The following is a 13,752-nucleotide window of genomic DNA, read 5'->3' on the forward strand; positions in this document are numbered from 1 at the left end:
GGACCATGGATTCGTCATGCCGCGAAGGCTACGCGAGCTCCCGCAATGCCGCTTCCACGACCTTGCGCGCGTCGGCTGTCAGAGGGGCCTGCGGCGGGACGGGATCGCCGACGTCATAGCCCTGGATCGCAAGCCCGGCCTTGATGCAGGCCGCGAGGTTGAAGCGGGCGAAGGCCTCGTTGATGCGCCACAGCCTGCGCTGGAGCGCCATGGCCTCATCCCAGCGGCCGGCCTGGCAGAGGTCGTAGAGCGTGACGCTCTGGCGCGGGATGATGCAGGCCGGTCCCGCCATCCAGCCAAGGCCGCCGATCAGCATCACCGCGGCCGGGATGTGGGCGGAGGCCGAAAAGACCCGCAAGCGATCGCCGCAGCGGTTCATGATAGAGAGCAGCCGCCCGGTGTTGGTCGAGGCATCCTTGATGTAGCCGATGCGCGGATGCTCGGCGAGGCGCGCGATGACATCGAGAGTCAGGTCCGAGCGCTGGAATTGGGGATTGGTGTAGATGACGACCGGAATGTCCACGGCGTCCGCGATACTGCGGAAATAGGACTCGACCTGGGCATCGGCGAGCGGGAAGTAGGCCTCCAGGATCGCCAGGATGCCGTTGGCGCCGAACCTCTGATAGGCCTGCGCCTGCGCCACCGCATCGGCCGTCGAGGTGGAGGCGACGCCGGCTACGACCGGCACGCGGCCCTTCGCAGCCTCGATCGTGGTCTGCACGACCGCCATGCGCTGCGCGGCGTTCAGATAGGCGAACTCGCCGGTCGAGCCGAGCGGCGTCAGCCCGTGCACGCCGGCGCCGATCAAGTCGTCGCAGAGCTTTGCGAGCACATCGGTCCGCACCGTGCCGTCAATACCGACCGGCGAGACGAGATAGGGGAAGACGCCGCGAAAATCGGTCATGTCGGGAATAAGTTCCGGAGGAAGCGAGTCTTGTCTGACAGGCGCGCGATCCATCGCGTGCTACCATGAGGTATTATTGCCAGCAAGCGATCGGCCTTCGAAGAGCGTGTTTGTGGTTTCGGGAATTGTCCTGCAGCGTTGGCGGGTTTCGTTGTGTTGCGTCGGCCTCCTTGCCACCGCGCTGTGCCCCGGCATGGCCCACGCCGGTGAATGCCCCTCGCCGCAATCGGAGATCGCGACCGATCGTCCTGACGTGACCAATTCCAGCCTGGTCGTGCCTGATGGCAGCATCCAGATCGAGAACGGTCTGAACACGTCCGGCCAGAGTGCGGGTAAGGGCTTTGACGGCAGCAACAGCCGTCTCCGCTTCGGCATCGCGCCCTGCCTCGAAGTGCTGGTCGATGTTCCCAGCCATGTCGGGCGGCTGACCGGCACGGTCGACAGCGGTTTCACCAATGTCACCCCCGGCGTGAAATGGCAGGTCAGCGGGCTGCCTGAGCCCGCAAACCTCTCGGTGGTGTTCGGCGTCGGCCTGCCCACCGGCACGCCCGCAATCACCGGCGCAGGCCTTCAGCCCTATCTGCAATTCCCCTGGTCTTACGAGCTCGGCGGCGGCTGGGGCATCAGCGGCATGTTCACGAGCTTCTTCCGGCCATCGGATCTCGCCAACCACCAGACCAGCGAGGCGACCTTCGTGCTCGAACGCAAGGTCAGCGAAAAGCTGGCGCTGTTCGCCGAATATGTCAGCGACACTCCGTCACGCGGCGCGAGCACGGCGCTCTTCAATGTCGGCGGCGGCTATCTCTTGAACCGGACCGAGCAGCTCGATTTCCACCTGGCCTTCGGCCTCAACCGGAATTCGCCGGACTACATCATCGGCGTCGGCTATTCCTACCGCTGGGACAACGTCATCGGCACGGCAATGAGACCAATGCTTCGGCATTGACCAGTTCCCGAGGACTTTGCCTGGCTATCAAGTCGCCCCCCGATCGAACGGCAATGAACCGTTCCATCTGGCCGCGGACTAATGGTGGCGTGTAACCAGGCAGGGAAGCCACATGTTGATCGTCACCACTGAGAACGTCGCGAACCACCGCGTGGTCCGGACGCTGGGCCAGTGTTTTGGCATTGTCGTCCGCAGCCGCGGACTTGGCGGCAATATCGTCGCCGGCCTCCGTTCGATCGTCGGCGGCGAGATTCCGGAGTATACGAGGCTGCTGGAGGACGCCCGCCGCCACGCCATCGATCGCCTGGTCGAGAACGCCACCGCGATGGGTGCCAACGCGATTGTGATGATGCGGTTCGATTCCGCCGAGATCGGCCAGACCATGAGCGAGATCGTCGCTTACGGGACGGCCGTCGTCATCGAGCCGGCGGCACACTAGGAACGGGAGCATGTCCCTGACGATCGGCATCGCGGCGCTTCTGATCGCAATCGTGCTCGTCATTGTCGGACATTTCTTTCCGTTCGGCATACCGCTGACATTCGTCGGTATCGGCCTGATCGCGAGCCTGATCTACGACACGCGCTACAAGCCGGCCTCGAAGCAGCCGATCGAGCCTGGCTGGGTCGACACCGGCGAACGCTTCATCGACCCCGAAACCAACAAGCGCGTCGCCGTGTTCATGCGGCCCGAAACCGGCGAGCGGAGCTATCGCGAGCTCTAGGCGGCCGCTCACACCTTGAGCAGCCGCACCCGTGTGCCCCAGGGATCAATTGCCTCGACACCATCCGGCAGCTGCGCGACTCGCGCGCCGCCCTTGCGCAGCCGTTCTTCCTGCGCGGCAAGCAGCTCCTGCTTCTCCGTCACCAGCGAGAACCAGGCGAGACCGGTCATGGCGTCGTCGCGCTGGCCCGCGCCCTGGCTCTGCCAGACGTTCATGCCGAGATGGTGGTGATAGCGGCCCGACGACAGGAACGCGGCGCCGTTGCGGCTGCGGGTCGGGTCGAGACCAATCGCACCGTGGTAAAAGCTCTCGGCCTGCGCGAGATCGCCGACACGCAAATGCATGTGGCCGACGCGCAGGCCGTCCGGCGCCCTGGCATAGTCGCTGACGCGCGTGTTCGTCAGCGACAGCAGATCGGGAATGTTGAGCTCGTCGGTCGCCATTTTCACGCTGCCCTCGCTCCACTGCCATTGCGAGGGATCGCGATCGGCATAGACCTCGATGCCATTGCCTTCGGGGTCGTCGAGATAGACAGACTCGCTGACGAGATGATTGGCAAAGCCCGACAGCTTCACGCGGTGCGAGGCGGCATGCACCAGCCAGCGCGCGAGGTCTTTTCGCGATGGCATCAGGAAGGCGGTGTGGTAAAGGCCGGCGGCGTTGCGCGGCTCGATCGCGGCGTCGGGACGGGCTTCCAGCACCAGCAGCCCGATACCGGCCGTACCGAGCTTTGCGGCGGCGCTGGAGCGCTCCATCACGGTGAGCCCGATCACGTCGCGGTAGTAGTCTGCCACCTTGTCGAGGTTCTTCACGCGCAGCGTCACCATGCCGACCCGCATCGGGGTGCGGCTGGCATAGGTCGGCCCGCCGCCTTGCGGATTGCCCTCGGCGTGCGCGGCGGCCACTGCCGCCATCGCGAGCGAGCTGGCGCCGGCGAGCTGAAGCAGGGTGCGGCGGGTGAGGTCGATGGTCATCGGTCAGGGCTCGCTGAAATCCTTGAGGCCATATGGCGCAATTTGGCGATTGCTACACGTTCCCGTGAGCGGCTCCCAATCACATGTTCGTCGGCCGTGGCCCAGGGAGGACTGGCCACCCGGCCAGTTTCGCAATGGCCCGTGACGTCCCAGATTGTGGACAGCTTACAGGAGCCTTCCATGACCGACTTCACTCCTTTCACCTCGCTATCGTCCGCGCTCGCGGATGTCGTGGCGCGCATCGCGCCGTCCGTCGTCTCCGTGCATTCGCATCGCTCCCGCTCAACCGGCTTCGTCTGGAAGCCCGGCCTGATCGTCACGGCCGACGAGGCGCTGGCCGATGAGGGCGAGGTCCAGATCGTTCTTCCCGATGGCAGTACGACGGCCGCCAAGATCGTCGGCCGCGACCACACCACCGATATCGCACTGCTGCGCACCGATACCAGCATCAGCCCGGTCAAGCTCGCCGCGACAGTCCCCGCCCTCGGCACGCTCTCGGTCGTGGTCGCCACCAATCGCGATGCGCAGAGCGCGGCGCTCGGGATGGTGTCGGTTTCAGGCAAGAGCTGGCGCTCCTTGCGCGGCGGCGAGATCGATGCGCGGATCGAGCTCGATGTTCGCCTGCGTCCGAGCCAGGAGGGCGGCCTCGCCCTCGATGCATCCGGCGAGGCCTTCGGCATGACCGTCTTGGGACCGCGGCGTGTGCTGGTGATCCCGACGGCGACGATCGAGCGCGTCGCGGCCCAGCTCGAGACACGCGGCCGCATCGCGCGCGGGTATCTCGGGCTCGGGCTGCAGCCGCTGCGGCTCGACGACGGCATCGGCGCGATGGTGATGAATGTCGACAAGGCAGGCCCGGCGGCCACGGCCGGCATCCGCCAGGGCGACGTGATCGTGGCGGTTAATGACCAGAAGCTTTCCGGCGTGCGCGCGCTACTGCGAACCTTGGGACCCGCGAGCGTCGGCCAGGTGGTCGATGTCGCGGTCCGCCGCGGCGGCGAGCCGGCGAGCTTCAAGGTCACGATTGGCGAGAGGCCGGAGGCGTGAGCGAGGACAACGCACCCGAGATCGTGCTGTCCCTGGAGATCGACGATCCCGCTCTCGCCGACCGCCTCGCGACGCTGCTCGGCAGTGTCGCGGGGCTTCGCCTTGTTGCGCCGGGCGAGACCGCCACGGCGAGCGTCGTCGCGCGCGATCCGCGCGTCATGCCGGACGACATCGCCCTGACGCAGCGCGAGCTCGACGTGCTGGCGCTGATGGCGGAGGGTTCCTCCAACAAGATGATCGCCCGGCAGCTCAACATCTCCGTGCATACCGTGAAATTCCACGTCGGCTCGTTGCTCGACAAGCTGGATGCCACCGGCCGCACCGACGCGGTGGCGCATGCGGCGCGTCGTGGCGTGATCGAGCTATAGCGCGCTCGGGAAGTTGAGCTGGACCGTCAGGCCCGGCGCGTTGTCATGCAGCGCGATCTCGGCGCCGTGGAGGCGCGACACCGCCGCGACCAGGCTCAGGCCCAGGCCGTTGCCGGGCGTATAGCGGCTCTGCTCGAGCCGGTAGAAGCGTTTGAACACGGGATCGTGCTGATCGGCGGCAATGCCCGGACCATCATCGGCGATGGCGATCGTCGCGCCGTCCCCGGTGTTACGGCATGTCACCGTAACCTTTCCGCCTGGGCGGCCATGCTTGATCGCGTTGTCGACCAGATTGGCGATGGCATCGAACAGCAGATCGCGGTCGCCGGTGACGGCGACCTCGCGGTCACTACTGATGCTCAGCCGCGTCGCGATCTGCTCGGCGGCGGCGTCGTAGAGTTCGACGACCTCGCCGGCGATCTCGGCGAGGTCGAGCGCGCGAAACGCGCTCCGGCGGGCGCGGGTCTCGATCTCCGAGATCCGCGTGATCGAGGCGAACATGCCGAGCACCGCATCGAGGTCAGCGATGGTGTCGCCGATCAGCGCCGCATCGGCCTCACTGTTGCGCTCGTGGTGATAGGCCTTTTCCAGCCGGCCGCGCATGCGGGTCAGCGGCGTGCGCAGATCGTGGGCGACATTGTCGCTGACCTGCTTGACCTCGCCCATCAGCGTCTCGATGCGGTCGAGCATCTGGTTGAGGTTTTCGGCGACACGGTCCCATTCGTCGTGGCTGCCGCGCAAGGGAATGCGGCGATCGAGGCCGGACAGCATGATGGCGCGGCTGGTGGCATTGATCTCCTCGATCCGTCCGACCGTGCGTCGCGTCACCAGCACGGCGGCGAGGCCTGCCAGCACCAGGAGCAACACCGCAACCGCGATCATCGCAAGCTCGAGCATCGCGACGAAGCCGCTGTGGTCGCCGACATCGCCCACCCGGCTCCGCACATAGGCGAGCGTACCGAAATAGACGTACGCCATGATCGCCGCGACGATCAAGCCGAAGATCGCGATCGCGATCAGCGCCAGGCGGAAGGTCGAGGACCGAAGCGTGTTAGCCAGGAGCACGGAGGCAATATCCAATGCCGCGAATGGTGTGGATCAATGGATAGGCCTGGGCGTCGTCGACCTTGCGACGAACGCGTCCGACATAGACGTCGATGATGTTGGTGGAGGGATCGAAATGCAGGTCCCAGACATGCTGGAGCAGCATCGCGCGCGAGACCACGCGGCCCTCATTGCGCACGAGATATTCGAGCAGCTGAAACTCGCGCGGCAGCAGCGGAATCTTGCGGCCGCGGCGGCTGGCGTTACGCGCGATCAGGTCGACCGCGAGATCGCCGACGCGCAGAATCGTTTCCTTCGCGATGGTCTCGCTGCGTCGACCGAGCGCCTCGAGACGTGCGAGCAGCTCGACGAAGGAGAACGGCTTGACGAGATAATCGTCGCCGCCGGCGCGCAAGCCGCGCACGCGGTCGTCGACCTCGCCGAGCGCGGAGATGATCAGGAAGGGCGAGGCAACGCCGTCGTCACGCATTTGCCGCATCACGGCGATGCCGTCGATGTCGGGCAGCATGCGGTCGATGGTGATCACGGCATAGTCGCGCGCGACGCCATGGCTGAGGGCTTCACGCCCCGTGGCGGCAAGGTCGACGTCATAGCCGGAAATCGTCAGCTCCTCGACGAGCTGGCCTGCGGTTTCCGGATCGTCCTCGACGACCAGAATGCGGCGGTGACCTCCAGTCATGACAAACTCCGCGCGACGATCGCCACCAGACTATCCCGTTCCGGGGCTGAGCGGAACTGCCCGGTGGCGATCGCGACAATGGTGCGGTCCAGCGATGCTAGTACCAATTTTCCCCGCACACATTGACCCATTGCCATCCATAGGGCGTCAGACTCCTGCGCCAACAGCCGTCGTCGTAATAGTTGGAGTAGTAGTAAGGCGCGCCGAAGACGGCGAAACGGCGGAAGTGGTGATGGTGGAAGAAGAAGGCATGCCGGCCGATGAAGGGCCGACCGTGCCAGCCGGCACCAGCGCCAGCGAAGCGCGGCCCGATCGCCGCATGCGCGAAGCGCGCACCGCCGAAGGCCGCTCCACCAAAGCCTGGTCCACCGACATGGGCGAAGTGCGCACCGCCGCCCATGCCGCCGACATGCATTCCGCCGAAGCCGCCGGCGTGCATGCCACCACCGAAGCCACCACCGTGCATCCCGCCACCGAAGCCGCCACCGTGCATCCCGCCACCGAAGCCGCCGCGTCCACCACCGCCGAAGCCGCCACCGCCGTGGCCGCCACCGCCGCCCCCGCCTCCACCTCGGGCGAGCACGGGTGAAGCGATCGCCATCACTGCTGCGATCGTCGCGGCAGTGAGACCTTTGAGAAGCCTGTTGTTCATCGAACCATCCTCCTTGCAGTGCGGCGGTGACCGCGCCGCACGAGGATGCTCAGATGAGAAGAAGGAGCGCTCTCCTTCAACTTACAAATGCGCCAGATTCTGACGCGGGTGTTAGGGAAGGCTAGGCGCGCTTGCCGCCGTTCTTCTCCGCAGCACGGCGCATTGCCTCGGCGAGGGCGCCGCCGCTGCCGGAAGACTCCTGATTGCGCGGGGCCGAGGAGGTCATGCGCGCAGGATTGCGAGCCCCGTTGTCGCGCTGCATGCCGGGGGCGTCCTTCTTGGCGCCGACCTCGTCGTCGAGACGGAGGGTCAGCGAGATGCGCTTGCGGGCGACCTCGAAGTCCAGCACCTTCACTTTGACGATATCACCGGGCTTCACCACCTCGCGCGGATCCTTGATGAAGGTTTTTGACATCGCCGAGATGTGAACGAGGCCATCCTGGTGCACGCCGATGTCGACGAAGGCGCCGAACGCAGCAACGTTGGTCACGGTGCCCTCGAGGATCATGCCCTTCTGCAGATGCTTGATCTCCTCGACGCCCTCCTTGAACACCGCGGCCTTGAACGCCGGACGCGGGTCGCGGCCGGGCTTTTCCAATTCGCGCAGAATGTCGGTGACGGTCGGCAGACCGAAGGTCTCGTCGACGAAATCCTTCGGCTTCAGCGTACGGACGACCTCGCTGCTGCCGATCAGCGCCTTGATGTCGCTCTTGGTGGCGCTGAGAATCCGCCGCACCACCGGATAGGCTTCCGGATGCACGCCGGAGGCATCGAGCGGATCCTCGCCGCCGAGGATGCGCAGGAAGCCGGCGCACTGCTCGAACGCCTTCGGACCGAGCCGCGGCACTTCTTTGAGCGCTTTGCGCGACTTGAACGGACCGTTGGCGTCACGGTGCGCCACGATGCTCTGGGCAAGGCCGGAGCCGACGCCCGACACGCGGGCGAGCAGCGGTGCCGAAGCGGTGTTGACGTCGACACCGACCGCGTTCACGCAGTCTTCGACCACGGCATCGAGCGACTTTGCGAGCTTGGCCTGGCCGAGATCGTGCTGATACTGGCCGACGCCAATTGCCTTGGGCTCGATCTTGACGAGCTCGGCGAGCGGATCCTGGAGACGGCGGGCGATCGAGACCGCACCACGCAGGGTAACGTCGAGCTCAGGCAATTCCTCCGAGGCGAAGGCCGAGGCCGAATAGACCGACGCGCCGGCTTCCGACACGACGATCTTGGACATCTTCAGCTCGGCGAGGCCCTTGACGAGATCGCCCGCGAGCTTGTCGGTTTCGCGCGAGGCGGTGCCGTTACCGATCGCGATCAGTTCGACGCGATGCTTGATCGCAAGCTTGCCGAGGATCGCGAGCGACTCGTTCCACTGCCGCTGCGGCTCGTGCGGATAGATCACGGCGGTATCGACCACCTTGCCGGTCGCGTCAGTGACGGCGACCTTGACGCCGGTGCGGTAGCCGGGATCGAGCCCCATGGTGGCGCGGGTGCCGGCGGGCGCCGCGAGCAGGAGGTCGCGCAGGTTCGAGGCGAATACGCGCACCGCTTCGGTCTCGGCCGCATTCCACAGCCGCATGCGCAAATCGATATTGAGATGCACCTGGATCTTGGTGCGCCAGGCCCAACGCACGGTGTCGATCAGCCAGCGGTCGCCGGCGCGCTTGAGGTCGGCAATGCCGAACCGCTTCATGATCTTCAGTTCATAGGCACCCGGCACGCCCGCGGGCGGCGCTTCGGCCTCAGCCTGGATCTGGAGATCGAGGATCTCTTCCTTCTCGCCGCGGAACATCGCGAGGATGCGATGCGACGGCAGTTTTGTCAGTGGCTCGGAGAACTCGAAATAGTCGGCGAATTTTTCGCCCTCGGTTTTCTTGCCCTCGCGCACCTTCGAGGCCATGCGTGCGTTGGTCCACATCTCCTCGCGCAGCACGCCGATCAAATCGGCGTCTTCGTCAAAGCGTTCGACCAGGATGGCGCGGGCGCCGTCGAGCGCGGCCACGACATCCGCGACGCCCTTCTCGGCGTTGATGAAGCCCTCGGCGACGACCTTGGGATCGTTGCCGGACTCTGCGATCAGCTGGTTGGCGAGCGGCTCGAGGCCGGCCTCCTTGGCGATCTCGGCCTTGGTGCGGCGCTTCGGCTTGAATGGCAGATAGATGTCTTCGAGGCGCGCCTTGCTGTCGGCGGCAAGAATGGAGGCTTCGAGTGCGGCATCAAGCTTGCCCTGCTCGCGGACCGATTCGAGGATCGCCTTGCGGCGGTCTTCGAGCTCGCGCAGATAGCCCAGGCGCTCCTCCAGGGTGCGCAATTGCGCGTCGTCGAGCGCACCGGTCGCTTCCTTTCGGTAGCGCGCGATGAAGGGAACCGTAGCGCCGCCATCGAGCAGCGTCACCGTCGCCTCGACCTGCTCCGCCCGTACCCCAAGCTCCTGCGCAATTTTCTGGTTGATATTTGCCACGCGAGAATCCCTTTATAGCCAAGCACGCGACGCAAACCGAAATCCGGTCGCGGGACGCCGCTTATGGACCAACCAAGGTTGATTCATCAAGGTGCGGCGCGCAACCGTCGACAGAGGATTTTTTTGTGGGGCCGATGCGATCTCGCCACAATCGTGGGGATGTCGCGGGTTCTGCCTCTTGCTTCGGCTCCGTCATCCTGAGGGGCCGTAGCGTAGCGGAGGCCTCGAAAGGATGCACGCCCCGGATGCAGCCGGGCGTCGCCCTTCGAGGCTTGCGCTGCGACGCTATCGCGCCGTACCGCGCGCACCTCAGGGTGACGGGATGGTGTGGTGCCCGTTGCAGCCTCCACAATCGTCATTGCGAGCGGTGGCATTGTGGTCCTCCAATGGACATTTCAACTTGCAGACGCAGCTTCGCACTCTCGCGGCATATTCCGCCCGAGTTTTGTGCTCCGTTCACGCCCTCAATGGAAAGGGCGCAGGGAAGGCCGGGTGCCGGCTGGCACCCGCGGTCTGCTGCGCGAAGATGTAGCGCAAAGAGACCGCACAGCAGCATACAGGTGTAGCCGAACACACGGCCTTCCCTGCGCAGTGGTCGGACGGCTTATGCCATGCTCTCCCGGGAGCCGAGTTCCTTCTGGCCTCCCTCGCGCTTGCGGAATTCACCGACACCGCGCCGGTTGACGCCAATGCCGCCTCCGCAAGAACTTGGCCGTAGCGACGACGGCCAGGACCACACGGTTTTGCCGTACGCAAGCAATTCCTGTTTAGGCCCAAGGGCCTGGCAGGACAAAGCGCCGTTCGTACAACGCGGCTTGCAAGTCGCTCACGGGGCTCGGCTCAATCCACTGCCCCACCCTGCAACTCGCATCCGCGACGGCGCTGCTCACGTCCACCGCAGCCCGACCCGCGGCTCGTGACGACGTACGACCGCCCCTTTTCGCCGGATCAGGATGGGCGACACATACGACAAATCCGAATTTCGGTAAAGTAGAATATTTTGCCGCAGGTTGATTGACCCAGCGATCGTGTTTTGGCCGAAGAGGCGACGCAGGATCTTGTAGCCCGCATGGAGCGGCTTGTCCGCCGTAGCTCGAAGAGCGAAGGCGGAAGTGGAATGCGGAGACGCCGTCCCGGATTTGCGCTTCGCTCCATCCGGGCTACCGCTCACACTTGACATCCACCCTGCTTCCACGGCTGGTTGACCCGCCGGACCACCGAACTTCCCACGAGGACTATCCATGCGGACGACATCGGTCGGCGTCTTCAAGGTCGCCACCAAGGGCCCCGGCGACGTTTCCGGCCTCATAAGCCTGATCGGCTCCGGCGCGATCGATCCGGCCTCCATCCTGGCGATCCTCGGCAAGACCGAGGGCAATGGCGGCGTCAATGATTTCACCCGGGAATATGCCGTGGCTGCGCTGTGCACGGCGCTGGCGCCAAAGCTTGATCTGACGCCGCACGAGGTCGAGCAGCGCATTGCGTTTGTGATGTCCGGCGGGACCGAAGGCGTGCTCAGCCCGCACATCACGGTGTTCACGCGCCAGCAGGTTGCGACGCCGCACGCAGGCATCGCCGGCAAGCGCCTGAGCATCGGCATGGCGCAGACCCGCGATTTTCTGCCTGAAGAGCTTGGCCGCTCGGCACAGATCACCGAGACCGCCAGGGCGGTGAAGGCCGCGATGGCGGATGCCGGCATCTCTGACGCCGCCGACGTCCATTTCGTCCAGATCAAGTGCCCGCTGCTCACCAGCGAACGTGTCGAGGCAGCAGCCGCGCGCGGCGCCAAGACGGCGACGATCAGCGCCTACAGCTCGATGGCCTATTCGCGCGGCGCCTCCGCACTCGGCGTTGCGGTTGCGCTCGGCGAGGTCGCATCCGACATCAGCGATGACGTCGTGCTGCGGCGCTACGACCTGTTCTCGAAGGTCGCCTCGACCTCGTCAGGGATCGAGCTGATGCACAACGTCGTCATCGTGCTCGGCAATTCGGAAGGCTCAGCGAGCGAATTCGAGATCGGGCATGCCGTGATGGACGATGCGATCGATGCCGCCGCGGTGATGTCGGCATTGAAGAGCGTTGGGCTTGGTACCACACCGAAGTCGGGCCGCGAGCTCGTCAACATCCTCGCCAAGGCCGAGGCCTCACCTGATGGCACCGTGCGCGGCTCCCGCCACACCATGCTGGAAGACACCGATATCAGCTCGACACGCCATGCCCGCGCGGCGGTCGGCGGCTTAATCGCCGGCCTCGCCGGCACCAGCGCGGTCTACGTCTCCGGCGGCGCCGAGCATCAGGGACCGGCCGGCGGCGGACCGGTTGCGGTGATCGCGCACCTGCCCTAATGACGCCGCGACCTCTCCGCCCGGCGCAACCCTGCCCTTCGCGCCGGCTCAGTTGATTCACGCGGGCCCTTGCGAAAAAGGTGGCGCCCGCACCTTGAGGGATTTGACTTCATGACTTTGCCGATGAGCTGGAACGAATGGGCGCAGCACGATGGCGTCGGGCTGGCGGCGCGCGTCCGCAAGGGCGAGCTGACGGCGAAGGAACTGGCTCGTCAGGCTGCAGCGGCCGTGGCCAAGGTCAATCCGACGCTGTCGGGCGTGGTCGAGCTGTTCGATGACGTGATCGCCGATCCCGCCAAGGACGGCGCCAATCTCGGCGGGCCGTTCGCCGGCCTGCCCTTCCTGATGAAGGATCTGGGGCCGACCATGAAGGGCCGGATGCAGGAGATGGGCTCGCTGCTGATGCGCGGCAATCGCGCCGCGGCCGACACGTTCCTGACCGGCAAATTCCGCCAGGCAGGCCTCAACCTGATCGGGCGCACGACGACGCCGGAATTCGGCGTGTGCAGTTCGGCCGACAATCCCGCCGTCTATGTCACCCGCAATCCCTGGAATACCGACTACACCACCTGCGGCTCGTCGGCAGGCAGCGCCGCGATGGTCGCGGCCGGCGTGGTGCCGATCGCGCACGCGACCGACGGCGGCGGCTCGATCCGCATTCCCGCCGGCGTCAACGGCAATATCGGGCTGAAGGTCTCGCGCGGCGTGTTCTCGCTGGCGCCGCACATGTCGGATCTCACCGGCCTGGTCTCGATCCAGGGCTGCCAGTCGCGCACGGTGCGCGACACCGCCGCCTTCGTCGACAATGCCCGTGGCCCTGCGCCCGGCGAGTTCATGCCGTTCTGGACCACGGCGCAGCCTTACAGCGAGATGATCAAGCGCGATCCGTCCAAGCTGCGCATCGCGCTGTCGCATACCTGGGGCGACTACACCGCGACGCCTGAGATCGCCGCCGAGCTGGAGAAGACCGGCCGCTTTCTCGAAGGCCTCGGCCATCACGTCGATTACGCGCTGCCCGAGCTCGATTTCCGCGCCGCCTTCGCGGCGCAGACCACCTGCTACATCTCGAACTTTTCCGTGGTGATCTCCAACATGCTCGCCGCGCGCGGGCTGGAGCGTCCGCCCGAAGATTTGATCGAGCCCATGAACATCCGGATCTGGGAAGCCGGGCTTCACACCAGCTTTGCCGATCGGGCCAAGATGCAAGGCGTGTTCAACACGACATCACGCGGTTTCGGCGCCTTCTTCGAACAGTGGGATGTGATCCTGACGCCGATCACGGCGCTACCGACGCCGAAGGTCGGCACCAAGGAATATCTCACCATCTCCGATAATCCCGACGTGCTCGACTGGTTCGGCAATCTCTGGCGCTTCTTCGCCTTCACGCCGCTTGCGAACCTCTGCGGCATGCCGGCGATCTCGATGCCGATGGCCGCGCAAGAGCACGGCCTGCCGCTCGGCATCCAGGCGATCGCGAAACAGGCCAATGACGGCCTGCTGCTGCAACTCGCCGCCCAGATCGAGCGCGCGCTCGACGGCAAGTGGAACGGCGGGAAGACCGCAAAGGTCCACGTGGCGAAAGCGTAAGC

The 13,752-nt window shown here is 65.6% G+C and carries 13 protein-coding genes; 7 read left to right on the forward strand and 6 right to left on the reverse strand.

The features are described 5' to 3' along the window. Nucleotides 1-28: 28 nt before the first annotated feature. Nucleotides 29-904, reverse strand: coding sequence for a dihydrodipicolinate synthase family protein (locus FXB40_RS11865; RefSeq protein ID WP_148772388.1), 876 nt, complete (start codon nt 902-904; stop codon nt 29-31). A gap of 193 nt (nt 905-1,097) precedes the next feature. Between FXB40_RS11865 and FXB40_RS11870 the strand changes: the two genes are divergently transcribed. The 3 genes from FXB40_RS11870 to FXB40_RS11880 all read left to right on the forward strand — a co-directional run bounded on the left by FXB40_RS11870 (nt 1,098) and on the right by FXB40_RS11880 (nt 2,572). Beyond that, nucleotides 1,098-1,850, forward strand: coding sequence for a transporter (locus tag FXB40_RS11870; RefSeq protein ID WP_187436818.1), 753 nt, complete (start codon nt 1,098-1,100; stop codon nt 1,848-1,850). Between the two features lie 112 nt (nt 1,851-1,962). Next, on the forward strand, nt 1,963-2,289 hold the full coding sequence (locus tag FXB40_RS11875; RefSeq protein WP_148772390.1) for a YbjQ family protein: 327 nt from the start codon (nt 1,963-1,965) through the stop codon (nt 2,287-2,289). 10 nt (nt 2,290-2,299) lie between these two features. Next, a complete protein-coding gene (locus FXB40_RS11880; RefSeq protein WP_148772391.1) occupies nt 2,300-2,572 on the forward strand; it encodes a hypothetical protein in 273 nt (90 codons plus the stop codon). Between the two features lie 8 nt (nt 2,573-2,580). On the opposite strand, the gene FXB40_RS11885 is transcribed toward FXB40_RS11880, so the two are convergent. Continuing rightward, complete coding sequence (locus FXB40_RS11885) at nt 2,581-3,546, reverse strand: VOC family protein (protein ID WP_148772392.1); 966 nt, start codon at nt 3,544-3,546, stop codon at nt 2,581-2,583. Between the two features lie 180 nt (nt 3,547-3,726). On the opposite strand from FXB40_RS11885, the gene FXB40_RS11890 reads away from it, so the two are divergent. Both FXB40_RS11890 and FXB40_RS11895 read left to right on the forward strand, forming a co-directional pair. Then, entirely contained in the window at nt 3,727-4,593 is an 867-nt protein-coding gene (locus FXB40_RS11890; protein ID WP_148772393.1) for a S1C family serine protease, read from the forward strand. Beyond that, nucleotides 4,590-4,961 (forward strand): response regulator transcription factor, encoded by a 372-nt coding sequence (locus tag FXB40_RS11895; RefSeq protein WP_148772394.1) that lies wholly within the window; start codon nt 4,590-4,592, stop codon nt 4,959-4,961. Before FXB40_RS11890 ends, FXB40_RS11895 begins: the two co-directional genes overlap by 4 nt. On the opposite strand, the gene FXB40_RS11900 is transcribed toward FXB40_RS11895, so the two are convergent. The 4 genes from FXB40_RS11900 to FXB40_RS11920 form a co-directional block, all read right to left on the reverse strand. Beyond that, the gene (locus FXB40_RS11900) at nt 4,956-6,026 is read right to left on the reverse strand and encodes a sensor histidine kinase (protein ID WP_148772395.1); all 1,071 of its coding nucleotides are present in this window, start codon (nt 6,024-6,026) and stop codon (nt 4,956-4,958) included. The two genes, FXB40_RS11895 and FXB40_RS11900, sit on opposite strands and share 6 nt — an antisense overlap. Then, a complete protein-coding gene (locus tag FXB40_RS11905; RefSeq protein ID WP_148772396.1) occupies nt 6,013-6,705 on the reverse strand; it encodes a response regulator transcription factor in 693 nt (230 codons plus the stop codon). The genes FXB40_RS11900 and FXB40_RS11905 overlap by 14 nt, the downstream gene beginning before the upstream one ends. Nucleotides 6,706-6,802: 97 nt before the next feature. After that, nucleotides 6,803-7,357, reverse strand: coding sequence for a hypothetical protein (locus FXB40_RS47825; protein WP_187436819.1), 555 nt, complete (start codon nt 7,355-7,357; stop codon nt 6,803-6,805). 121 nt (nt 7,358-7,478) lie between these two features. Then, entirely contained in the window at nt 7,479-9,818 is a 2,340-nt protein-coding gene (locus FXB40_RS11920) for a Tex family protein (protein ID WP_148772399.1), read from the reverse strand. Nucleotides 9,819-11,059: 1,241 nt separating this feature from the next. Between FXB40_RS11920 and atzD the strand changes: the two genes are divergently transcribed. Next, nucleotides 11,060-12,163: a cyanuric acid amidohydrolase gene (atzD, locus tag FXB40_RS11930; RefSeq protein ID WP_148772400.1), complete on the forward strand. Its 1,104-nt coding sequence runs from the start codon at nt 11,060-11,062 to the stop codon at nt 12,161-12,163. A gap of 111 nt (nt 12,164-12,274) precedes the next feature. Further along, the gene (locus FXB40_RS11935; RefSeq protein WP_187436820.1) at nt 12,275-13,750 is read left to right on the forward strand and encodes an amidase; all 1,476 of its coding nucleotides are present in this window, start codon (nt 12,275-12,277) and stop codon (nt 13,748-13,750) included. The last annotated feature ends 2 nt before the right edge of the window (nt 13,751-13,752 follow it).

This window comes from Bradyrhizobium rifense, assembly GCF_008123425.1.
GTDB classification, from domain to species: Bacteria; Pseudomonadota; Alphaproteobacteria; order Rhizobiales; family Xanthobacteraceae; genus Bradyrhizobium; species Bradyrhizobium rifense.